The sequence below is a fragment of the Nocardiopsis alborubida genome (assembly GCF_012396365.1).
GTDB lineage: Bacteria > Actinomycetota > Actinomycetes > Streptosporangiales > Streptosporangiaceae > Nocardiopsis > Nocardiopsis alborubida.
This window is the reverse complement of sequence record NZ_JAAXPG010000002.1, coordinates 145,670-167,887: the sequence shown is the minus strand read 5'-3', so window position 1 is coordinate 167,887 and position 22,218 is coordinate 145,670. Positions and strand designations below refer to the sequence as shown.

The following is a 22,218-nucleotide window of genomic DNA, read 5'->3' as shown; positions in this document are numbered from 1 at the left end:
GGACCTCGTGATGGTTCTCCTTATCCCGTATCCGTCGCACGTCTGGGTGAAGTCGCCGCTACAGTTCCCTGTATGGCCAGGCACACCCACACACGGCGACAGCGCACCCTCGCGGTGCCGCTGATCTTCCTGGTGGTCATGTGCTTCCTGTGCGCCCTGTGCCACAGTGCCGCACCGCAGGCCGCGGCTTCCTCCCTCGCGGCGGTTGACTGCCCGGATCAGGTACAGGAGTCTCCTGCGGCCTCGGTCGAGATCCCTGTGCAAGCCCCCACGCACCCGTGCGAGGCGGCTGAGGGGCACGGACTGCCCACCGCCTCGCCCCTGTTCCTCATCGCCCTCGGCGTCGTTCTCACCTTCGTGCTGCTGCTGCTGGCCCCACGACCGGGCCCGGCAGCGCGTCCCGTCAGCCTCGCGCCCTTCGCCCCCCACGGGTACGGGCTTCTGACACTGCTCTGCGTCCAACGGGTCTAGAACACGGTCATCTTTCACCTCCGCACTTCGTGCGGGGATGAGCAGCTGCGCCCGAACACCGGGTGCGGCCACCTCTCCTTGACCGTTTCGCGGGCGCCCTCCCGTGTGCCCCACACCCCAGGACATTCACATGAGCAAGAACCTCGGTATCACCCTCGGCCTGATCATGGTCGCCGTCATCGGAACGGGCCTCCTCGTCGCCCTCAACGACCGCGGCGGTTCCACCAACACCACGACCGCCCAAAGCAACCCCAACAGCCCAGACCCCACCACCACGCCCACCGCACCCGCTGAACTGCTGGTGCGCGAGGACAGCCGTTACCTCGACCGGGTGGAGAACGCCGAAGTGACGGTCGTGGAGTTCCTCGACTTCGAGTGCGAGGCCTGCCGCGCCCAGTTCCCGGTCATGGAGCAGATCCGCGAGGACTACGACGGGCGGATCAACATGGTCATCCGCTACTTCCCCCTGCCCGGGCACACCAACTCCGAGCCCGCCGCCGCGGCGGTGGAGGCCGCCGCCCAGCAGGGCGCGTTGGAGGAGATGTACGTCCGGATGTACGAGACCCAGGCCGAGTGGGGCGAGTCCCAGGAGTCCCAGGCCGAGGTGTTCGTGGGCTTCGCCGAGGACCTGGGCCTGGACATGGACGAGTTCGTCCGGACCATGGAGTCCCCCGAAACCCTGGAGCGGGTGAGGTCTGACTTCGAGGACGGCGTCGCCCTCGGCGTTCAAGGCACCCCGACCATCTTCGTCAACGGACGCCCGACCCCGAGCATGCCCAGCTACGAGGCACTCTCGGCGAGGATCGACGCGGAGCTGGAAGGATGAGCACCAACACCACAGTGCGCGAGGCGGCGCTTCCCCAGCCCGGAGCCGAGGCCACCGTCATCAGTCGGGCCCTGCCCTGGCTGCTCGCCCTGGGCGGCGCCGTCGGGCTCCTCGCGTCGACGGCCCTGTTGGTGGAGAAGGTCCGGGTGCTGGCCGACCCGGAACACGTGCCCGCGTGCAGCATCAATCCGGTGCTGTCCTGCGGCACTGTCATGGCCACCCCGCAGGCCGGGGTGTTCGGCATCCCGAATCCGGTGATCGGTGTTGCCTGTTTCGCCGTGGTCACCACCGTGGGTGTGGCGTTGCTCGCCGGAGCGCGCTTCGACCGTTGGTTCTGGCTCGGGCTCCAGGCGGGTGTGCTGTTCGGGGTGGTCTTCGTGCACTGGCTGATCTTCCAGAGCCTGTACCGCATCGGCGCGCTGTGCCCGTACTGCATGGTCGTGTGGGCGGTGACGATCCCGCTCTTCTGGTACGTCACCCTGCACAACGTGCGCTCCGCGTGCCTGCCCGTGCCTTCCGTGCTGTGCCGCCCCGTGGACCTGCTGGCACGTAACCACACCGTGGTGCTCACCGTGTGGGCGCTGGCGATCATCGGCCTGGTCGGTCAGGCGTTCTGGACCTACTGGGCCACCTTTCTGTAGTGCGTTAGACAGCGGCTACCTGGCGCACTGTGCCGACACGGAGAACTCCCCCTGCGAAGTCGTGGGTGTGTGGGTGTCCTCGCCCTGGCCCCGCTGAGGGCGAGGACACCCTTGGGCGCCGCTCCAGGGTCAGGGGAGAACGGATGGGCGCCCTTCGGAGATGGTCGACGGTGCTGGGAGTAGGGCTTGGAGGTCCTCCAGGACCCGACTCAGGGGCCGCTCGGGCAGAAACAGCTGGATGTCGACCTGGCGCCAGTGGTGGACGCGGCGTAGCCGTGAGGTGAGCTGGAGCAGTTGGTGGCTCTCCATCCCTAGGTCGAGCCACGAGCAGGACAGATCCACACCGTCAGGCAGGTGCAGCAAACGGGAGATCTCCGCTACCAGGTGCTCCTTCACCCCACCCGGGAGCGGTGTTCGGGACCGGTCGGACTCGGCTCCGGTATTCGGACCAGTGGTGTGGTCCCACCCAGGTGGGATAACCATGTGCGGGTGCGCGCGGCTGGTTGGCTCGGCGGGGGCGACGCCCAGGGTGTAGAGCTCTCCGACCGCGCGGGCGAGCCCGGTGGGGTCGGTGGTGACGGCCACGGTGTGGTGTGAGGCATCCACGGTGTGGGCGATGTGCTCGACCAACAGTCCCTTGGGTCCGATCTCCACGAACACCACCGGCCCACCGTCGGAAGCATCGACGGCTCGGTGGAGGGCATCGGTGAACCGCACTGGCTGGCGTGCCTGCGCTGCCCAGTACGCCGGACCCCACAGCCCCGCCTCGGCCGTGTCATCGCCGGGGTAGGCGGTGGAGATGATCGGCACCCCAGGGACCTGGACACGCAGCCCGGACAGGGCCTGCTCCAGTTCGGGAACGAACGGGTCCACCGCGGGGGAGTGAGCGGGGATGACGTCGGCCACCGGCCTCGACCACACCCCCTCAACGTCCAGATGGGCGTGCAGGTTCAGCAGGTCAGCATCCGGCCCGGCCACGACCTGGACCCGCGGTGCACTGTAGGAGGCGATGGACACACGTCCGCCGTAGGCGGCCAGAAACTCCTCGGTCTCCTTCGCTCCGGCGCGCAGGGCCAGCAGCCCGCCCGCCTCGAAAAGCCCGCGGAGCAGGCGGCTGCGGTGAGCGAGCACCCGCGCAGCTGCATCTTGAGGCAGGGCTCCGGCGGTGAGGGCGGCCGCGATCTCTCCGACCGAGTGCCCCATGACCGCGTTGGGGGTGATGCCGCGTTCGGCCAGCAGCGCGGTGAGTCCGACCTGCACCAGGTACGTGCAGTGCTGGGCGTCTGCGAATCCCTCGATGTTCTGACCGGGCTGCCACACCGGCGAGCCGGTGTGGGCTTCCACTGTGACGCGCGCTTGGTGCAGAGCGTGGGCGAAGGCGGGCACACGCAGCAGCTCAGCTCCGGCATCGGGGTGGTGGCCGCCGTGCCCGGTGTAGACGAACACCAATCGTGGCCTCAGCTGGGGGGTGCAACCAGGGCCGATCACGTCGGCGTTGGGGACTCCGTCCTGGATGCTGCGCAGTCCCTGGACCAGGGCGCCCAGGTCGGAGGCGACCACAGCAGCTCGGTGCGGATGGTGGATGCCGTGGGCCAAAGCGGTGTCGGCCACCGTGCCCACAGACCGTCCCTGCGGGGCGCGCTCGGCCAATCGGCCGGCGGCCGAGGAGAGCGCCACCGGGCTGCGCGCGGAGACCAGCACGGTCTCGGGTAACGGCATCGGATCCTGCTCCGGCGGTGGTTCCATGGCTGGGGCACTGGTGACGATGGCGTGGGCATTGGCCCCACCGAACCCGAACGAGGACACCCCGGCCACACGCGTCTCCTCCTGCCGGGAAGGTGCGTCCGCAGGCCAGTCTTCCACGGTGGTGGGCACCCGCACCAGCCCTTCCAACCGGTGACGCAAGGTGCTGTGATGCAAGGTCGGTGGGACCTTGCCGTGGTGGACGGCCAGAGCGGTGACCATCACCCCCAGCGTCCCGGCGCCGCCTTCGAGGTGGCCCAGCGCGGCCTTGACCGACCCCACCGGTACAGGCTTGTCCCGGCCCAAAGCCTGAGCGATACCTTCGGCTTCGATGCGATCCCCGGCGCGGGTACCGGTGCCGTGTGCCTGCACCCACCCCACCTGGGCGGGGCGTACTGCGGCGTCGGCCAGCGCCTGGCGGATCACCGCCGCCTGCCGGTCGACCCGCGGGCGCAACAGATGGCGGGAGGCACCACCGTGACCGATCGCGGTTCCGGCCACGTGCGCCCACACCCGATGTCCCTGCCCTTGCGCGATTGCCGCACGGGTGAGCACGAGCACCACCGTGCCCTCCGAGCGCACGTACCCGTTGGCCCGGAAATCGAAGGGCCTGCACCGACCGTCCGGGGACAGTACTCCGGCCTCGACGAAGCCGGCGGTGATCACCGGACTGGTGAGGATGTTGGTTCCAGCGACGATCGCGACCTCCACCGCCCCGGCACGCAGGTCACGCACCGCGTAGTGCAGCGCGGTCAAAGAGGAGGAGCAGGCGGTGTCGAAGGCCAGCGACGGCCCGTCCAGGTCAAGCAGGTAGGAGATGCGATTGGCCAGGATTGCCATTCCGGCCCCGGAACCGGTGTTGACCCCGGCCCGGTGCCCGGGGCCGAAGTTGACCGAGGCCTGGTCGGTACTGGCCGCCCCGACGTACACCCCCGTCGCCGATGCGGCCAGAGAAGAGGGGCGCAGGGAGGCGTCGGCGAGCGCTTCGTGAGCGGTCTCCATCAGCAGCTTCTGTTGAGGGTCCATTTCCGCGGCCTCGTCTGGACCGATGCCGAAGAACGCGTGATCGAAGGCGTCGACGTCCACGACCCCGGCAGGGAACGGCTCGGCCGGGACCTGATCGGGGTGCAGACGTTCGACCATCTGTTTCCACCGCTCGTCAGGAACGCGGGTGACACAGTCCAGTCCTTGGACCAGGGCCTCCCACAGCTGGGTGGGGGTAGCGATGCCACCAGGAAGGCGACAACCCATGCCGATAATTGCGACGGGCTCTCGGTTGGTAGAGGCGGTGGTGGTCATCGGCGCGGCCCCCTAACGGCCCACACCGCAGCACACCCCATCACCCACAGGCGCACCTCGGTGAAGCGCAAGTCCAGCTCGCGGCTCAGATCGGTGAGGCGGTCACCAATGTTGTGAAAGACGTTGTCCGCACGGTTGTAGCGGTACATCAGGTAGCGGGCGAGCAGATTCGGGGAGAGCGCCGGGTCCTGGGCTCCCAGCAGCGTGTACCCCCAGGCCACCCCGGTGTCGTTCAGCACCCGGGACATCTCGTCGATGGCGGTTGCCTTGGCCGCGAAGCTCTTTCCGGGTACGCAGTGCAGAACGTTGCCACAGGCCAGCGAGCCCACCGACTGGTCCGACAGGGGCCAGGGGGTGGCAAGAACGTCGTGCTGGTGCGTACCCACCCGAGCCCGACCCGCAAGCCGTTCCCGAGCCATGTTCAGCGGGGCCTCGTTGATGTCGAGAACGTCCACGCGCCACTGATGCTCCATGGCGGGCGCGGGGGTGCGGCTGAGGAAGTGCATGTCCGCAGGGCCGATCTCCAGGTGCCGATCCGAGACGTGGCGCAGGTACAGGTCCAGCAGTTCAGCGTTGTCGAGCTTCCACGCGAGGCGGTGCGACTTGTCCACGATCAAGCGGCCGTAGCGATTGAGGTTGGTCAGGCTGTACAGCCGCGGGTTGGGCGCGGAGATCCAGGCATGGGTCGTGGGGGGCTGCTCAGGCATGGCGGCGGGATCCTTCGCTGGGGAGATCAGAGACGGAGCAGGTCGGTGAGGACGCGGGGATTGTTGAAGCCCTGCACCCACTGGTCGGCGTAGGCAGCGTCGGTGCTGGCACGGGCCATGGCCTCCAGCACGGTCGGGGACAGGCGGCCGGTGTGGAAGTCGTTGACCATGCGGGAGAAGGCCGAGGTGTGACGGATCTCCTCCTGCCAGAAGGTGGAGAAGGTGTCGGTGAAGAAGGCTTGGTCGAACCCGCCGTACTGATCGAAGCGGGTGATCATCTGCTCGGTGAGGTGGCGTGCGCCCTTGGTGGAGATCGCCCACCCCTGCCCGGTGCGCGGCTCGGTGGTCACCACCGCATCGCCCATCCCCACCACGAATCCCTCACCCAGGGATGCGACAGGAGTGCGCACGACCGGAGTGACCTGGCGGACCAGGGTGGAGGCAGCCGAGCCCTCGGCCAAGTCGGTTTCCCGGTAGCGCTCGGCCAGCTCCGGCAACACCATTTCCAGACGTTGGGGGAGCAGGGTGTGCACGTCAGGCCGGTGGGCACGATCGGTGGACAAATCCAGCGCCCCGCCGGGGCGGGCGGCAACCATGACCGAGTGGGCGGGTCCGTCGCTGATCAGGGTCGGAATGACGTAGACCACTCCCGCCTCGGCGGAGTAGACCTCCAGGTCTTGGCCCGGGGCTGTGGGCCAGTCGTGGACGTAGGCCTGGGAGACCACCTGAGCTTCGGCGGCCAGTGGCCGGGTGGGATCGGTGGCGAAGAGCTGGCCCAGCTCCCCAGCGCCCACCGCGACCAGGACCGCGTCGAACATGCGCGTGAAGTATTCCAGGTCGGTGACGGTAGCGCCATGGATGACTACCTTGCCGCCCTTGTCCTCGAAATACTCGGTCCAGTCGGCCATTTTCACCCGCGGGTCCACGGCTACGCCCTCATCGTCCAGGTCGCCGGTGAACCCTCCGACAGTGCCATCAGCGGTGACGGTGGTCAGGGCGACCGTGCGGTAGGTCGGGGCGATGCCGGACCACAGGTCCAGCTCCAGTTCCTGCTCGGCCCGGCGCACCGCGGGCAGGGTCAACTGGGTCATCTGCGCCCGCCCATGGCGCATCTCCAGCGTGGAGCGTGCGGTGATCAGCGTGACGTCGGCCCCGTAGTGCAGTAGTCGGTGCGCGGTCTGGAGGCCTCCCTGACTCGCGCCGACGATCAGGATCTTCATGAGATCTCCAGGCGCCGCAGGAGCTGGTGCAGGGACGACCGGGTCGCGGGACGCGAGCGTGCGTCGGTGACGGTCACCTGGCCCTGGCCCACATCGAGCGTGGAGGCGGCCAGCCCGGGGTCAGGGTCGATGAGGCCGGTCGCCTCCTCGTGGGCCAAAGCGCTGGGAGGCGTGAACTGGGTGATGCTGGGCCTGGCGGAGCGGCTCTCCCCCCTGCTGACCGTGTCGTGGTAGCCGAAGCGAATCAGGCCACGGGAGAGTTGGAGGCCGGAGGTACCGGTCCTCACGATCAGAACCTTCCTCATTGAGGACCTTCCTCGGTGCGTCCGTTCGTGGACGCGTGGTTGGGGGGAGGGAACGGGGTACGCAGGTGGACACGGTGAGGGCGCCGAGAATCCTGACGAACGAGGTCGCGCAGCGCCGCGCGGGCGGCCGGGACCGACCGGACGTCGGCCAGCGTCATCTCATCAGTGGAGAGCCCGAGGCCCTTGGCTGCGGATACCGGTTCGGGATCGGTGTCGTCGGGATGGTGGAGCACCACTTGCACCGGTGACTCCAAACGGCGCAGCAACATCAGGGACCGGTCGGCGGCGCCCAGGTGATCTGGGTGGGTCACCAGGATCGTGCCGCAGGCGTCCCGGACCGCGCTCGGCCACAGCGCATCCCACACCCCGGGCTCGGGAAGGGCGAGCAAGCACAGGTGCAGGGAACTGATCGGGAGCGTCCCCATGGAGATCAACAACGGTCGGGGGCGGGGCGTGGCACTGCCATCGCGGGTGACGACCACCATCTCCTGCACCGCCAGGGGACGGGTGTGTGAGCAGGCCCCCACGAACTGGCGGGCCAAGGCCTCGGGTGTGCCCAGCACCAGCACCTTCGCTGACCGTAGAGCGGGATCGTAGTGGGTGGAGGATAGGCCGTCGCGCACCTCCTCGATCGGGGTGCGAGGGGCGGTGTGAGGACGGCTCACCCGAATCCGGTGGCGACGCAGCAGCTCGGCGACGGCCAGGATCACCGTGCCGCGGCTGAGCCCGGACCGTGAGGCGATCTCCAACACCGACAACGGATGTGTGCGGGTACCTCCGAGGTCGTGGACGAGTCGCCACAGGGACGCAACCAGATGGTCCAGCTCGGTCGCTTCGGGAAACACACCGCTGGTTCCGATCGTGCGCACGAGGGTGTGCTCTCCGATGATGGGCAGCAGCGGATTTTCCGGAACGTACGGGGGAGTGGCGCCTGAAGTCTGGAGGGGGCGGGAGGCGGTCATCGTCGGACCTCGTTCCCGGTCGCCGACAGCGCTACCGCGGGCAGATTCAACCCCACCTCACGGGGCGCCAGCGGAGCGGCCCGTTCGGTGAACAGGGCCAAGGTGTGAGCCGTGTTTTTCACCCGGTTGCGATCGGTGAGACAGCCCGCCCACACCGCCTCGTTGACGGGGAGCAGGATCAGGACGCCCTTCTCGTAGCGGGTCACCAGACGTTCCACCCCGCCGCGATCTCCTCGTGAGGCGTAGCCGCGAGAAAGGTTCACGACTCCTGAGCTGGTGGCGGCGACCTGCTCGATCGTTGCGGGGCACCCGGGGCTTGTGTCGAGGAGGCGGCCGTCGATGGCGAAGACGAACACGTCAACACCCTGCTCTTCGGCGAGTACGGTGATCTCATCGTGCAGACGCTGTGGTGGACCGTCAGAGGTCGATGGTCCTGGCGCCTGGAGGCGGGCTGTGCTCATGCGCCCCATCGTGGGAGTTCACACGGATCAGGGGTATCGGTGTGCCGATAAAAAGTATCGGCGCCGTCGATGGTCAAATAGCAACCAATGTGGTACTGCCGGAATGGTTTCGCGGTTGCCGTTAGTCCTTTTCCGGACACGCGTGGCCTTGTGGTCGGAGTGTGGTTACCGTTGTTCTATGACCCACTTCTCACCCGGCAGGCGGGGGCCCGATGCCGCGACGAAACCCGAAGGACGTGTGGGGGCGTCTGGGGCGGAGATGGTGGTGTGCCGGGCGTGTGGTCGTCCTGTGGCGGCAGCTGCCAGATCCGCGTGCCGGTGTATCCCGTCTGAGGTGTGGGACCTGCCTGAGATGTGTCAGGCGTGGCAGGAGAGGGATGCCTCCGCGGTGATTCGTTTGGTGCGGTGGAACACCGACCTGTCCTTGATGGCGTTGGTCAAGCTCACCGGTCTGGCTCAGTCCACGCTCTCCGACATCATCTCGGGCAAGCTGGTGTTGAAGAGATCCGACAAGATCAACACCGCCCTCGAAGGACTCGGCGCACTTCGGCCTCTCCCCAATACCCCGGCTTGCCGTCCCAATGAGACCACGGTCATCCAGAACGAACCCATGGACGGTGGCCTTGAAGCAGGATCAGCGGGGAAGCTGGAAGATGTGAAGCGACGACGTTTCCTCGAAGTGGTCGGCACCGGTGCCGCGCTCGTTCCCTTCCTCGAGCTCCCCCACCTGCGAACAGATTTCGCCACCGTCCAACACCAAGATCTTGACCAGATCAACCAAGCATCCACCGTCTTCTCCGGATGGGATCACACCTACGGCGGTAGCAGCGCACGCGCTGCCGTCAACGCCCACCTCGGCTGGGCGATCGGCTTACTGGACCGTGACATCCCTGTCCACCTGCGCTCCGGCACCTTCTCAGCCGTCGCCCGACTCGCCATGGTCTGCGGCTTCGTGGCCTTCGACGCCTACGCTCACGACGACGCCCGAAAGATGTTCGCCTTCGCCACCCAGGCAGCCGAACACGCCAACGACTGGCATCTGCGCGCCAAGATCCTCTCCCACCGCTCCCGCCAGGAGATCTGGTGCGGCGATCCCGATACAGGTCTCACCTACGCCGAACTTGCCTTGGTGCGATCCGACCGACTCTCCCCACCCGAAGTCGCGATGCTCCTCACCGCCCACGCCCGCGCCTTTGCCAAACTCGGGGACAAACAACAAACCCTGGCCGCGATAGGTAGCGCCGACGAAGCATTCGCCTCCGAAAGCGGGGTGCCATCCCCAGTGTGGATGGGTTACTACGACGCCGCCCAACATGCAGGAGACACCGGACACGCCCTGTGGGACTTGGCCATCGCCCGGCTGCACCCGATGCCCGCAGCGCAGGAACGACTCCAGGCGGCGGTCGACGGTCACACCGACGCCTACCGCCGTTCCCGTGCCATCTCCGGCATCAAACTCGCCTCCCTCCAGATGCGCACTGCCCCCGAGCAGGGGCATGGGACAGTACTGCGCGCCCTGGAGGACATGGGGCAGGTCCAATCCCGCCGCGCCGAGGACGACCTGAGAGAGCTCGCCATCACCACGTCCCACCATTTCGTCGACCTGAGCCGACACATCACGGACCGCATCGAGGCCCACCCATGACACTCCCGCACACAACCGAGTACGACCGCATCCTCAGCCAGGCCCTGGCTCACGCCGGCCTGAACCGATCCCTCGCCACCGCTTCACCCATCCGCATCGGTGAGAACGCGGTCATCGGCTTCCCTGACCTGGTCGCCCGCATCGCCCGCCCCGGACAGGAACAGGCGGCGCGACGTGAGGTCGTGGTCGCTCGCTGGCTTACCGATCACGGGTTCCCCGTCACCACACCCCTAGACGTGGAGCAGCCCATCGTCGTCGAAGGCCGCGCGGTCACCTTCTGGGAAGTGTTGCCCGAACACACCTCCGGAACAGTGAAGGACGTCGCGTACCTCCTGCGCGGCCTTCACTCATTGCCTGTCCCTACCCATCTCGCCCTCGGGGAACTCGACCCGTTCGTTCGCCTGCCCCAGCGCATCGATGACGCCGTAGGCCTTGCCCCCGACGACGTAGTCTGGTTGAGGAACCGCTTGGAGTCCCTCCGCGAAGCCTGGTCCCAGCTCCCGGACGGGCGCCAGCACACCGTGGTCCACGGCGATGCCTGGATCGGCAACGTCGCTCGGCACGCCCACGGCTCAGTTCTGCTCGACCTGGAGCGCTGCTCGGTGGGACCACCTGAATGGGACCTGGTCTCCACCGCCATCAAGACCAACTCGGTGCCTTGGCTCGATCAGGAGCAGTACGACTGCTTCGTCCGCGTCTACGGCGGCCACGACGTCACCGACTGGCCCGGCTTCACCGTCATGCGCGACCTGCGCGAACTCCGCATGACCCTGTACTTCGTCCAACACTCCTCACAGGAACGGATGCGCACAGAAGCCCAACTCCGGATCGACTGCCTGCGCGGTCGGCGAGGGAAGCGTCCATGGCCGTGGACTCCAGCTGCCTGAGCACCGTGACAGAGATGAGCTTCAGCGGTCGGTACCGCTGTTTTTATATGTCGACCAAATGACCATAATCGGCCTTCGTGGGCATCGAAGATTCTGATGTGGTTGCCGATTTTAGTTTTGGTGTGGTCCGTTGGGCCCCCTCTCTTTCCCAATGCGAGGTGCTGTGAGTCCTGTTCCCTCTACTCTCCAAACTGGCCGTGTGACTCCGCACATGCTTCGTGAGGAGATCGCCGACACTCTCAAGCAGCACATCAAGTCCTATGATCTGGCCCAAGTGTGTGTAGCCCTGGGGTTGGATCTTCAGCGTGAAGACGAGGATCCGCACCACAGCAAAGCCGCTTACGTCCGCCATCGTCTGCACACACGCGGCATGCCCGAACTGGTGGACATTGCGCGCCAGATCGTCGATGAGTTTGGCGGTGACGAACTCGCCAAGTTGGTAGGGCGCTTGGGTGTCCGCGGTGTATCTGGTGATCTGAAGAATCTAATTTTTTCGGCAGACGGACCCAAGCCTGAGATTGTTCTCACCGATGCGCTAAACAACGTTATTCGCATCACCAAAAACGAGCAGTACTGTCTGGTATACAATCGACCGCTGACTGAACGTGGACTAACCTGGCGTGAGCTGGTCACCTGGTGGACTGACCGCGAAAAACTCACCGAGGGAATGGAGCGGAAAAATGCAATATCACTTTACGAGCGCTTGCTGCGGTCCATGCGGCACAACGGTGTAGAGGCGGATTTCTTCAAAGGCTATGCAAGCCTGTACGGCAAGTATGATTACGATATACCCGCTCTCATTCCTCAAGTATATATGCACTACGACCCTTACACGCGTAAGCAACTCGGGCGGCGTGAGGGTGCTCTCGCGCGGCAACGTATGGACTTTTTGCTGCTGATGCCCGGTGGTGTTCGAGTTGTGGTAGAAATTGATGGTCGACACCACTATTCCGACGAGCACGGGGAGGCCGATGCTGGTCGGTACGCCTCCATGGTTGCCGAAGATAGGAAACTGAGGCTAGCTCGTTATGAGGTCTATCGCTTTGGTGTTGCCGAGCTTAAGGAGAAAGGCGTTCGAGAAGTTTCTGAGGGATTTTTCCAAGAACTGCTCACCATTCACGGGCACATTCCCGCTAGTGGCCGCTGAGGGCGAAGGCTTCGCCAGAAGGAAATCGTGCTCCCCGGTGTGCCTTCCACCCGGACCAGTTCACCAAGGCGCTGCATCAGAGGGAGCACTTGTTCGTGGTCCAGTTGAGGATGCAGATCGGCTGGGCCGTAGCGGTGGCGATCATCATGGGGCGGCAACGTGACACAGACGTACCGTCCGGCTCGAAACAGCTGGCCAAGAGTGGCGTTCGGATCGGAGCTGTGACCGATCACGTCGACCGCGTACACCAGGTCGTAGACGCGTCGGGGGAACTCGGTGAGGGTGTGAATGCGTTCACCTGTTCCCCCATCACGGTCGAAGCGCCACCGCGCGTACGCCAGGGACGGGTTGTCCAGGTCGTAGGCATCGACGTCGTACCTCGCGTGCAGGAGCGCCTGGGCGTCCAGGCCGATGCCGCAGCCCACGTCCGCGATCGTGGTGAGCCGGTGGTGGACGGCGAAGGACCGCAGGGAGTGGAGGAAGGTGCGCTTGGCCTCCATGTAGTGGAAGTGGGTCAGGTCGTAGAGGTAGCCCTGGCTGTGGGTGTAGAAGTTCGGGCCGAGGTCGTACCACTCCCGGTCGAGGTGCCGGCGGAGTTCGTCGAAGTCCAGCAGGCGGGGCTGGAAGCCCTCGCCCAGGTACTGGGACAGGCGGCACCAGGCTGTTTCCTGTGGGTAGGCATGGGTGCTGTCCCGCAGGTGGGGTGTGGAGCGGTGGACCATGGCGCCTCTTCTGTCATCGTGTGTGGGCGGGAACCGGGCAGGGCTCGCGGGTGGCCGCGTGCTCGATGGTTTCGATGAGGTGGAGGACGTGGAGCGCTAGCTCGGCGCTGTCCCACTGGGGATGGGATGTGGTGAGGTGGCGGGCGGTGGCCAGGACACCGATGCCGCGGCCGGGCGGTGGGTCGGCCGCGGGCGGGTGGAGCTCCTCCCAGGGATCGCGCCAGGAGCGGCGCAGCCTCAGGGCGCCGTGGTGGAAGTTAGGGTCGGGGAGCGTCAGGGTCGCTTCGGTCCCGCGGACCTCCAGGTGCGGTGTAGCGGAGATGGACCCGTCCCATCCGACCGTGAGCGTGGCCGAGGCACCGGAGGTGAACCCGAGTAGGGCGTTGACGTGGGTCGGAGACTGTGCAGGGAAGCTCTCGCCGCCGGGGGTGTGGCGGGGGGTGCGGTGGTGCTGTGCGGAACCGTGCACGGTGGAGACGGGGCCGAGCAGGTGGACCAGCATGCTTAGGTAGTAGGGCCCCATGTCCCGCAACGGCCCGGCACCCTGCCCGTACAGGGCCTGGGGTGCCGGGTGCCAGCTCTCCGGGCCTGGCCCCACCAGCGTGGCGCTGGCACTGGTGACGGACCCGAGTCTCCCTTCCTCGATGAGCTGCGCCGCCAGGCGCGCCGGCGGAGCCAGGATCGTGTCCGGCGCGCACCCGAGGGCCACGCCCTGCGCCTGGGCACGGTCCAGGAGGCGGCGCGCGGCCGCCGCGTCATCCCCGAAGGGCTTTTCCAGGTACACCGCGACCCCTGCCGCCACCGCCTGTTCCGCTAGCGCAAGGTGAGTGTGGGGTGGGGTGAGGATGACGACGAGGTCGCCTGCCCTGCCCTCCACGGCCTGTTCGACCGTGACCGGCGTCAGGTCGTGACGGTCGGCGAAGGCGCGGGCGCGGTCGAGGTCCAGGTCCGCGCACGCCGTCACCCGCACCAGGTCGGGGTGGGCGGTGAGGGTGGCCATGTACTCCTGGGCGACCATCCCGCACCCCACGATCACACACTGGACAGGAGGGTGTTCAGGCATGCGCACCGCCGCGTGTGTGGGCCACCTCGGACAGGGTGTCGGTGAACACGGCCAGGAACGCGTCGTGGTGTTCTTCAGGCAGGTAGGGGACACCGATGTCGAGGTAGGAGCCGAGATCGACGCGCGATCCCGTGGCGTGAGTGGGCCAGGAGGAGGCCAGGTGCAGGTCGCCCTCACTCGGATGCCAGGAAGGGACGCCCAGCGAGAAGAACCGGTCGGACAACTCCCGTGCCGTCTGGACATCGTGCACCCACATCCCCAGCAGGCAACCGTTCCCCTCCTCGCCCCTTCCCGGCTGGGGGAGGACCTGGACGGTGAGCGGTGAGGCCGAGGCGGCGACGCTGAGCTGGTGTTGGAGTCGGCGCAGGTGCCCGGTCAGCTCGGGGAGGAAGTCGAGCTGGGGCAGGGCCAGGGCCGCGTGGAGTTCGCTGAGGCGCAGACTGGTCCGCCACCGGCCGGTAAGTGCGATGCGGGTGTCCCCGGCCAGGGCCCGCAGCCGCTCCAGCAGGGCGGTGTCGTCGGTGACCACGACGCCGCCCTCTCCGGTGGAGACGAGCTTGTGATGGTTCAAGGAGAAGACCGCGACGGTACCGCGCGCACCAGCAGGGCGACCTGCTGCAGTGACTCCCCAGGCTTGGGCGCAGTCCTCGATCATGAGGATGTCCCGGCGCCGAAGTTCCTCGGTGATGCGGTCGATGTCCGCTGCGGGGCGCCCACGCAGGTGCGCGAGGATCACAGCCCGGGTGGACGGGCCGATGAGCGGGACCAGATCCTCCCACCGAGGAGTGAGGTCCGTACCCGCCGGCGCCACCTGCACTTGCGCGCCCACGTGGTCGATGGCTGCCCCCAACGACACCCAGGCCACCTCCGGGACAATCACCTCATCTCCCGGTCCCAGGTCCAGAGCGCGCAGGACCAGTTCAACGGCCGCGGAAGCGCTGGCGCAGGACATTGCTCCGGAACGGCCAGTCATCATGGCCACGCGGGATTCGAGCTGTTGAAGGTGGTGACCGCCGATCGAGCTGAGTTTCCCGGAGGCGAGGAGGGTCTGGGCGGCGGCGGTCTGGGCAGGGGAGGTCAGAGTGCTGTACTGGTACACGGCAGAGTCGAGTCCAGGCATGCGGTACTCCTGTGTGGTTCGCCGGAGAACGATTACAGGTGGATGGCGTACGGAAGACGGCCCAGGACGGGCAAAGGGGTGTAGTTCTCCGCGTACGTCATACCGATGCGCGCGCCCCACAGGTACGCGAGCGTGCGGGCCATGGGCCCGAAGTGGTCGGCGATCGGTTGGGATCGGTGCTGTTCCAGGGCCCGCAGCTTGACCTCGAAGGTCTCGCTGACATCGATCACGGTCGCAGGAGAGATCGGGCCATCCAGGGTGAGCCCGTTGTAGGAGTCGGCGGTGTAGACGCGTCGGGGGTGCCCGGTGGAGATCACCACCTCAGGGAGCGCTCCGAGCAGCGCCTCGGCCACACGACGGTGGTCGGGGTGGACATCGCGCACCGGGTGCGTGATGACCACCTCGGGCCGCTCCTGCTCCAGAAGGGCGGCCAGGCCGGCACGGTCGGCGTGGTCGAGCAACCGCACCCGCGCGCCGAGCACGGCGGCCCCGGCCTCGGCCTCGGCGTCGCGTTCGGGGTCATGGCGGGGCAGGGCGACGGTGACCTGGGAACCGGTGCGGGCGCACAGCGCCAGGTACGCCCCGGCCCACAGTTCGGCGTCGTCGGGGTGGGCCATGACCGTCATCACCGACTCGGGCGGCCTCACCACAGCCCCAGTTCCTCCACGACCGCGGCGGGTGCGGGCAGCAGGGGGGAGGGGTTTCCGGTGGGTTTGGCCGGGAGGGGGACGGAGGTGTCCATGGTGATCATCCGGTGCCAGGTGAGCACCTGCTCCCACTGGGCGCGGACACGCTCCCCGGCCCGGCCGGTGAGCCTGCCCGAGGCGGGCAGGTCCTGGACTTGGGCGCCGTTGGCCAGAAGTCTGGCGGCGGTCTTGTCCCCGATGCCGGTGACACCGGGGATGTTGTCGCTCTTGTCCCCGCTCAGGGCACGCAAGGACGCCCACTGCGCGGGGCTGATGCCGTAGCGCTCACTCACCTGGGCAGGGCCGATGTGGCGTTTGCCGGGGTGCATGCAGGTGTTGAGCACGTGCACCTGGTCGGTGAGCAACTGGTAGTAGTCGCGGTCGGTGGAGAAGATCCGGGTCGGCCGTTGCGGATCCAGATGCACCAGGGTGGCGATGACGTCGTCGGCCTCGGCGTCCTCGATCTCGACCCACGCGATGCCGTGCAGGTCCAGGCCCTGTTTGACGTGCGGCAGGGCCAGGATCGGTTTGAGGGCCTCACCGTCGGCGGGGCGGTTGGCCTTGTAGTCGGCGTCGTCCTGCTTGCGGTCGTCGCTGCCGTGCTCGCCGTCGAACACCACCAGGACCTCGGGCAGGTCGGGGAATTCGTCGCGGATCGCCACACGCAGCAAGGCGAAGAACCCGAAGACGGCGGTCAGGTCACGGGACTTGTCGCGGGAGCGGATCTCCGCAGGAAAGCCGAAGGCCGCGCGCCACAACAGGTTGTGGCCATCGACCAGGAGCAGGGGCGTGTTCGTCATCGGGGTACCGCTTTCAGGCATGACTCAGCGACGGTGGACGGCCGGAAGTCCCGCGCGCGGTAGTACGCAGCCTGTGCTCTGGCACGGTACGTTACCGGATTCGCGAGCAGGTCGCGGGCGGCTTCCCACAAACCCTCCGCACCACGGCCGAGGGGCACGAGGACACCCCCGGCTGTCTCTTCGGTGCCGACTAGGTCGGGCAGGTGGCCCACGTCGTGGGCCACGACGGGAACCCCGACGCTCATGGCCTCCAGAGCGACCAGGCCGAAGGTCTCCTTGAGGGAGGGCACGATCACAACCCCGGCCTGCCCCAACCACACCGGGACTCGCTCCCACCGCACGCCACCGACAACGCGGACCTGTGGTTGGCGATCGGCCAGGCGTCGACACGTGTCCAGGAGCCGCTGTTGGACCCCAACGGAGGAGGCGAAGGGGGCGGGCGCCAGGGCGATGTCGACCCTGTGCCCGCGGGGAGCAGGTGCGGCCAACAGGCGGTCGACCCCCTTCTCCGGACCCAGGCGCGCGAGCACGCGCACCGGACCCCAGGTGCGCCGTTCCTCGACCCGGGCGGGCGATGGTGCGGATGGGGGCTCCCGGTGCAGGCTGTTGGGTACCACCTTCCAGTCTCCGGTCCGGTACCCGCGTTCGGTGGCCTGGCGGATCACGGTGGGGGAGGGGGCGATAACGGCGTCGGCCGCCGCAAGGGCCGGCGCGAGGTCTTCGTCGTGCCCGACCACATGCACCGCCAGGACGCGACGCGCCGGGTGGTCGGACATGGCCCGACCCATGCCCCACAGGGCGTCGACATAGATCACCGTGTCCACCCGGTGGGCGGTGAACACCGCGCCCAACTCGCGGTGGACGGCGGCCTGGTTCTCGACGATGAACCGCCGCAGGTGCTCATCCTCCCCGGAGGGAGGCAAGGGCAGAGAGTGCAGGCGTTCGCCCCCGGGGAAGCGGTCGGGCACCTGGGCGGCGGTGATGATGACGGCGTCGTGGCCCGTCTGGGTGAGGCCGTGGGCGAGCCCGGCCGTGGCCCGCTCCATGCCTGCGGCGACGTCGGGGGCATAGGAGAGTAGGACGAACGCGAAGGAGCGTCGCATCAGCTTTTCCCTTCCGAAGGTGCGGGAATCTCGACCAGCGGCAGGGCAGATGCGGGCCGGTCTTCCCAGGGGAAGAGCACCCAGTCATCGACCTCCCACACCACCAGATCGGGGGCATGGGCACTGCCGAGGTTGCGGCACAGCACCGCCTCGACCGGTGCGGTGTCCGCGCCCAGATGAGGGGACAGAGCGCGGCGTAGGGCCTGGAGGGTGGCGCCGCTGCCGCAGATGTCGTCGACCACCAGGACGTCCGTGCCTTCCGCCATGTCGGACAGGCGAAGGGGGAGGTCGGTGAGGTCGACCGTGACGTCGCCGGAGGCGGGCAGATGGGTGGCCTCGCTCGTGTTGTGGCGGGCGAAGACGAGGGTGGACGGTACGCCCAGGAGCCCGGCGAGGGCCGTGGCGGCCCGTGTGCCGCCGCGGGCGACTCCGACGACGAGCCCCACCCGTGGGTGGGCCAAGCGCACCTGCTCAGCGAGGTGGGTGATGGCCTGGTTGAATCGCCTCTCTGTGACGTGGTGGATCCTGCGGTGCCCGAAGTAACGGCGTCCGGTCGGGGCGGGAGAAGGGTGCGTCATGCCGAACCGTCCCTGCCGTCGAGCGCCAGGTCCTCCACCTCGCGCAGCACCCTCAACGCACCGATCCCTTCGGCGGAGGGGGCGTTGCGCCACAGGCGTCCGTCGGCGCGGATCACACTGAACCCGCCTGCAGCATCGCGCCGCCGCAACCGGACTCGCACCCCCTGGGGGGTGGTGAGGCCGTCCACGACCTTCCGCGCGTCGGTGTCGCTGAGCATCTGGGAGGGGGCGAGCGCCGCGCCGTCACCGATGGGCAGCATCTGCAAGAACGTCACCCCACCCGCCTCCAGCTCCCCGGCCAGGTCCACCACCTGTTGGGCATGGGAGGTGGTGTCGGCCATGAGCACGGTCTGGAGCTGGACACGCAGCCCCAGCCGGGCACAGGCGCGCACACCCGCGAGGACGCGGTCGAAACTCCCCTTCCCGCGCCAGGAGTCGTGCACGTCAGCGGTGGGGCCGTCCAGGCTGACGGCGACAGCGTCCACCCGGCCCCGCAACTCAGGGGCCCGGCGCTCCAGGTGCCACCCGTTGGTGGTGAGGCTGACGACCAGGCCAGCCCCGGTCAACACCTCGCACAGCGAACTCAGGTCCCGCAGTAGGAGCGGTTCGCCGCCGGAGATGTCCACGCCCATGACCTGGGATCCGGCCAGGACCCGCGCGATACGCAACCGGTCGGCCGACGACTGCTCGGCCAGCGTCTTGTCGTCCAGGCAGTGCGGGCAGCTCAGGTTGCAGCGCACCAGCGGGGACCAGCACACACTGATCGGGACGCGGGCACCGGCCTCGCCGGGGTGGACGATCGGCCACGAGGACACGGTGCCCTCGTCCAACTCCACCCGCCCCAGCGAGACAGGGGAGGGGCTGGTGTGCGTGAGGCCGGTCGCGGGGTCGTGCACCAGGCAACGCCCGCCCCGGTAGGCGGCGGCGAAGACGCGCCTCATCGCAGCACCTCGCACACATCCACCAGCGGGCACACCTGCTCGTTGAACAGCGCCGCGCCCCGGTCGGGCACCGGCTGATCGAGGTGGCGGCGGTACAGGTGCATCGTCGCGGCCCAGGAGGCGAGCTTGCCCTTCCACTGTTCCTCGGCGTCCGGGGGGTCCAGGTGGAACCCGACCGCCTGACGCACGGGGATCACGAGCAGCCCGTGGGCGATGAGCTTGGCGCCCAGGTGCGTGTCCTCGCACCCCCACCCCACCTGTCCGAATCGCGGATCGAAGCCGCCCACCTCCAGCACGGCCTGGCGGGGCACTCCCACCAGCGCCGTGACGACCATGCGGGACAGGTCCCAGTCGTAGTAGAGAGCGCCGTGACCCAGGGCCCACAGGTCCTCGGTCTCGTCCAGCGGATGGAAGACGCGCCCCTCTTCCACCACGGTCCCCGAGTACATGAGGGGGACGCCGGCCGGGGGCCGCCAGCTCACCCGATGATCGGCGTACAGGTCGGGCCGGTCACCCGAGGCCGGAGGCGGCAGGTGGGCGGGGTGGTTGTGGCGAAAGCCCACCAGGACCGCCTCGGCGGTGGCGCGCGCACCCATGTCGGCCAGCACGTGCTCGGGCAGCACCATGTCGGCGTCCACGAACACGACCGTCTGCGCCGAGGCCAGCGCGACACCGAGGTTGCGGGCCGAGGCGGCACCGGCCCGTCGGGGCAGGCGTCGCGCGAGGTCCACACGCGGGTGGCCGGTGATGATGCGGGGGGTGTCGTCGGTGCTGGCGTCATCGACCACGATCACCTCCACCTGCCCGGCCGTGCGCTGGTGCTGGAGGGCGTCCAGGACCCGGGGCAGGCAGTGGGCGACGTTGTGGGCGGGGATGACAACTGAGAGCGGGGCCGCCGGGGTGTCGGGCGGGGTGGGGGTGTGCCAGCCCAGGCCGGTGCGGTGTTCGAACGCCGAGGTGTGGGGGCGGTGGTCGTTGCCTCGCGTGGCGAGGAGCTGTCTGAGGGAGGGCGGGTTGGTCATGTCCAACTCCAGGAGTCCAGGACCCGGGCGATGTCGGCCCGGGCGCAGGGGTCGAAGATGCGGGTGATGCGTGTGCGCTCCCACGTGGCGAGTACCGGTTCCAGCAGGGCCTGGTAGTCGGCCTCGGCGACCAGGAGCACCTCCTCGGGGACCCCGTGCAGGCATGCGAACGCCAGCAGGCGGGAGCAGGAGGCTTCGCTGAGGACACCGGTGTCCTCAGGGCGCAGGCGCCGGTCGTAGGGGAGCAGGAGGGCGTCGGCGGGGATGAGGCCGTGCAGCCCCGAGAGGAAGAGGGTGCGGGACAGGCGCTCAGGGTCCAGACGGTCGCGGACCCGGGGCACGCTGTCCCCGGTGTACAGCTCGATCGCGGGGACGGGGCGCGTGGTCGCCAGCTTGTCGCGGGTGCATCCCAGGATCAGCAGGCGGCCTGTCATGGTTCTCGCACCACCCGCACGCCGATGCCGGGCGAGCGCAGTTCGCGCGGGGCGGCGTTGAGGAAGGTGCAGCGGGCGTAGAGGGGCTGGGAGACGTAGGAGCCACCGCGGATCACCGCACCGTTGCCCATGGTGGTGCGGCTGGTCCACTCCCACACGTTGCCCGCCACATCCAGTACCCCCTCAGGGGTCGCACCTGCGGGGTACGCACCGACCGGGCTGGGCCCTCCCGTCCCGGCCGGAGCCAGGTTCGCCAGCCCGGGACTCCAGGGCTCCTCGCCCCAGGGGGAGAGGCGACGCCGGGGGCCTGTGGCCATCCACTCCCACTCCACCGAGGTGGGCAGGCGTCCCCCGAACCGGCGCGCCACGGCGGCGGCTTCGGTATGGGTGATACCGGTCAGCGGGAGGGCCGCACGGTCCTGCCGGTCCTGTTCGACCCAGCCGTGCGGTACCGGAGTGGTGGACCACAGCAGGGGCGGAACCGGTAGGGGCTTGGCATTGTCACCGAACAGGCAGGTACCGCCGGGCACCAGGACCCAGGTCGGCTCCGAGAACGCAGGTGTCACGCTCAGCCTCCGATCAGGAACAGGTCTTCGGGGTTGACCACCGCCCGGACGCGGCTCTTGCCCGGGTGGTGCGACAACCCGGCCGAGGCCAAGGCCTGGACGATGCGCGCCATCGACCGCTCGGCCTCGGCCTCGGTGGAGGCGAAGACGCAGTAGTTGTCCGCGAAGCGCACCACGGGCAGGTCGGACAGGGGCACATCGACCCGGTGCAGCCGCAGGTTCAGCAGCAGCGGCCACAACCCGGTACCCGGGACGAGCGGTGAGGGCAGGCCCTGGAGCGCGGTGGCGAACCGGGCCAGGAACGCGCCGTCCTTGACGTAGGAGGCCAACCATCCGATCACCTCCTCAACGTCGCCGCCCTCGCTCACCCGTTGCACATCCACATCAGCCACCCACCCCAGGCCGGCCCCCATATGGCGGGCGGCGTGGCGCACGGCGGTGATGCGGCTGCGCTTGGGGCGGTAGCCGGACACCCAGTCGTGGAACGCCCACGCCTCCAACACCGGCTCCGCCGCCGCTCGCAGCGCTCCGTGCACGACGCGGTCCTGCATGGTCGGGATGGCCGCGGGCATGAGCTTGCCGGTGTAGGTGGTGACGGTGAGGGGACGCACCGGCTGCGGCTCCCACGTGCCCTCGCGCAGGGCACGGGCCAGCTCGGGGACGCGCTGTCCGGCGATCTTGCGGAAGTCCCCCCAAGTCATCCCGTCCGCCCCCGGGGAGGAGGAGTGGCGGGCGGCGCGGCGCAGGGCCTGGGCGAGCTGGCGTTCCCCCAACAACGGCATGAGGGAGTGGCGCGCGGGCCGGGCGTGGGTTACGGTGGTGCTCGTCTGGACGGCAGGAACGATCCCCACACCGCCGCTTTCTGGTCT

The 22,218-nt window shown here is 68.3% G+C and carries 24 protein-coding genes; 6 read left to right on the top strand and 18 right to left on the bottom strand.

Annotation, left to right across the window (positions count from 1 at the left end):
- The first annotated feature begins 72 nt into the window (after positions 1-72).
- The 3 genes from HGB44_RS03055 (at position 73) to HGB44_RS03045 (ending at position 1,938) form a co-directional block, all read left to right on the top strand.
- Positions 73-471, top strand: a complete 399-nt coding sequence (locus HGB44_RS03055; RefSeq protein WP_061080780.1) for a hypothetical protein — start codon at positions 73-75, stop codon at positions 469-471.
- A 130-nt stretch (positions 472-601) separates the two neighbouring features.
- On the top strand, positions 602-1,297 hold the full coding sequence (locus HGB44_RS03050; protein ID WP_061080779.1) for a DsbA family protein: 696 nt from the start codon (positions 602-604) through the stop codon (positions 1,295-1,297).
- Positions 1,294-1,938, top strand: a complete 645-nt coding sequence (locus HGB44_RS03045; RefSeq protein WP_061080778.1) for a vitamin K epoxide reductase family protein — start codon at positions 1,294-1,296, stop codon at positions 1,936-1,938. Before HGB44_RS03050 ends, HGB44_RS03045 begins: the two co-directional genes overlap by 4 nt.
- A gap of 129 nt (positions 1,939-2,067) precedes the next feature.
- Here the strand turns inward: HGB44_RS03045 and HGB44_RS03040 are convergent, their stop codons facing one another.
- Genes HGB44_RS03040 through HGB44_RS03015 form a run of 6 tightly spaced genes read right to left on the bottom strand, consistent with a single transcriptional unit; the run spans position 2,068 to position 8,635 of the window.
- The gene (locus tag HGB44_RS03040; RefSeq protein ID WP_082768378.1) at positions 2,068-4,980 is read right to left on the bottom strand and encodes a type I polyketide synthase; all 2,913 of its coding nucleotides are present in this window, start codon (positions 4,978-4,980) and stop codon (positions 2,068-2,070) included.
- Positions 4,977-5,687 (bottom strand): class I SAM-dependent methyltransferase, encoded by a 711-nt coding sequence (locus HGB44_RS03035; RefSeq protein ID WP_061080776.1) that lies wholly within the window; start codon positions 5,685-5,687, stop codon positions 4,977-4,979. The genes HGB44_RS03040 and HGB44_RS03035 overlap by 4 nt, the downstream gene beginning before the upstream one ends.
- 26 nt (positions 5,688-5,713) lie before the next feature.
- Entirely contained in the window at positions 5,714-6,907 is a 1,194-nt protein-coding gene (locus HGB44_RS03030) for a styrene monooxygenase/indole monooxygenase family protein (protein WP_061080775.1), read from the bottom strand.
- Positions 6,904-7,212: a hypothetical protein gene (locus HGB44_RS03025; RefSeq protein ID WP_061080774.1), complete on the bottom strand. Its 309-nt coding sequence runs from the start codon at positions 7,210-7,212 to the stop codon at positions 6,904-6,906. The genes HGB44_RS03030 and HGB44_RS03025 overlap by 4 nt, the downstream gene beginning before the upstream one ends.
- Positions 7,209-8,174 (bottom strand): cyclic nucleotide-binding domain-containing protein, encoded by a 966-nt coding sequence (locus HGB44_RS03020; RefSeq protein ID WP_061080773.1) that lies wholly within the window; start codon positions 8,172-8,174, stop codon positions 7,209-7,211. The genes HGB44_RS03025 and HGB44_RS03020 overlap by 4 nt, the downstream gene beginning before the upstream one ends.
- On the bottom strand, positions 8,171-8,635 hold the full coding sequence (locus HGB44_RS03015; RefSeq protein ID WP_168443917.1) for a roadblock/LC7 domain-containing protein: 465 nt from the start codon (positions 8,633-8,635) through the stop codon (positions 8,171-8,173). The genes HGB44_RS03020 and HGB44_RS03015 overlap by 4 nt, the downstream gene beginning before the upstream one ends.
- A 388-nt stretch (positions 8,636-9,023) precedes the next feature.
- Here HGB44_RS03015 and HGB44_RS03010 point away from each other — a divergent pair, with 388 nt between their 5' ends.
- From HGB44_RS03010 to HGB44_RS03000, 3 genes are all read left to right on the top strand, one after another.
- Positions 9,024-10,280 (top strand): XRE family transcriptional regulator, encoded by a 1,257-nt coding sequence (locus tag HGB44_RS03010; protein WP_168443916.1) that lies wholly within the window; start codon positions 9,024-9,026, stop codon positions 10,278-10,280.
- Complete coding sequence (locus HGB44_RS03005) at positions 10,277-11,167, top strand: phosphotransferase family protein (protein WP_082768376.1); 891 nt, start codon at positions 10,277-10,279, stop codon at positions 11,165-11,167. The genes HGB44_RS03010 and HGB44_RS03005 overlap by 4 nt, the downstream gene beginning before the upstream one ends.
- 199 nt (positions 11,168-11,366) lie before the next feature.
- Complete coding sequence (locus HGB44_RS03000; protein ID WP_168443915.1) at positions 11,367-12,314, top strand: hypothetical protein; 948 nt, start codon at positions 11,367-11,369, stop codon at positions 12,312-12,314.
- On the opposite strand, the gene HGB44_RS02995 is transcribed toward HGB44_RS03000, so the two are convergent.
- Genes HGB44_RS02995 through HGB44_RS02940 form a run of 12 tightly spaced genes read right to left on the bottom strand, consistent with a single transcriptional unit; the run spans position 12,284 to position 22,200 of the window.
- Entirely contained in the window at positions 12,284-13,036 is a 753-nt protein-coding gene (locus HGB44_RS02995) for a class I SAM-dependent methyltransferase (protein ID WP_061080770.1), read from the bottom strand. The genes HGB44_RS03000 and HGB44_RS02995 overlap by 31 nt on opposite strands.
- 13 nt (positions 13,037-13,049) lie before the next feature.
- Positions 13,050-14,072: a Gfo/Idh/MocA family protein gene (locus HGB44_RS02990; protein ID WP_061080769.1), complete on the bottom strand. Its 1,023-nt coding sequence runs from the start codon at positions 14,070-14,072 to the stop codon at positions 13,050-13,052.
- Positions 14,073-14,091: 19 nt separating this feature from the next.
- Positions 14,092-15,219, bottom strand: a complete 1,128-nt coding sequence (locus HGB44_RS02985; protein WP_061080768.1) for an aminotransferase class I/II-fold pyridoxal phosphate-dependent enzyme — start codon at positions 15,217-15,219, stop codon at positions 14,092-14,094.
- A 32-nt stretch (positions 15,220-15,251) separates the two neighbouring features.
- On the bottom strand, positions 15,252-15,869 hold the full coding sequence (locus tag HGB44_RS02980) for a PIG-L deacetylase family protein (protein ID WP_231972441.1): 618 nt from the start codon (positions 15,867-15,869) through the stop codon (positions 15,252-15,254).
- The gene (locus tag HGB44_RS02975; RefSeq protein WP_210751118.1) at positions 15,863-16,705 is read right to left on the bottom strand and encodes a 5'-3' exonuclease; all 843 of its coding nucleotides are present in this window, start codon (positions 16,703-16,705) and stop codon (positions 15,863-15,865) included. Before HGB44_RS02975 ends, HGB44_RS02980 begins: the two co-directional genes overlap by 7 nt.
- Positions 16,702-17,808: a glycosyltransferase family 4 protein gene (locus HGB44_RS02970; protein WP_061080767.1), complete on the bottom strand. Its 1,107-nt coding sequence runs from the start codon at positions 17,806-17,808 to the stop codon at positions 16,702-16,704. The genes HGB44_RS02975 and HGB44_RS02970 overlap by 4 nt, the downstream gene beginning before the upstream one ends.
- A complete protein-coding gene (locus tag HGB44_RS02965) occupies positions 17,808-18,386 on the bottom strand; it encodes a phosphoribosyltransferase (protein WP_061080766.1) in 579 nt (192 codons plus the stop codon). Before HGB44_RS02965 ends, HGB44_RS02970 begins: the two co-directional genes overlap by 1 nt.
- Positions 18,383-19,327, bottom strand: coding sequence for a radical SAM protein (locus tag HGB44_RS02960; RefSeq protein WP_061080765.1), 945 nt, complete (start codon positions 19,325-19,327; stop codon positions 18,383-18,385). The genes HGB44_RS02965 and HGB44_RS02960 overlap by 4 nt, the downstream gene beginning before the upstream one ends.
- Positions 19,324-20,349 (bottom strand): glycosyltransferase family 2 protein, encoded by a 1,026-nt coding sequence (locus HGB44_RS02955; protein ID WP_061080764.1) that lies wholly within the window; start codon positions 20,347-20,349, stop codon positions 19,324-19,326. The genes HGB44_RS02960 and HGB44_RS02955 overlap by 4 nt, the downstream gene beginning before the upstream one ends.
- Positions 20,346-20,783, bottom strand: a complete 438-nt coding sequence (locus HGB44_RS02950) for a hypothetical protein (protein WP_061080763.1) — start codon at positions 20,781-20,783, stop codon at positions 20,346-20,348. The genes HGB44_RS02955 and HGB44_RS02950 overlap by 4 nt, the downstream gene beginning before the upstream one ends.
- Positions 20,780-21,349, bottom strand: a complete 570-nt coding sequence (locus tag HGB44_RS02945) for a formylglycine-generating enzyme family protein (RefSeq protein WP_061080762.1) — start codon at positions 21,347-21,349, stop codon at positions 20,780-20,782. Before HGB44_RS02945 ends, HGB44_RS02950 begins: the two co-directional genes overlap by 4 nt.
- Before the next feature lie 2 nt (positions 21,350-21,351).
- Positions 21,352-22,200 (bottom strand): reverse transcriptase domain-containing protein, encoded by an 849-nt coding sequence (locus HGB44_RS02940; protein WP_231972440.1) that lies wholly within the window; start codon positions 22,198-22,200, stop codon positions 21,352-21,354.
- Between the last annotated feature and the right edge of the window lie 18 nt (positions 22,201-22,218).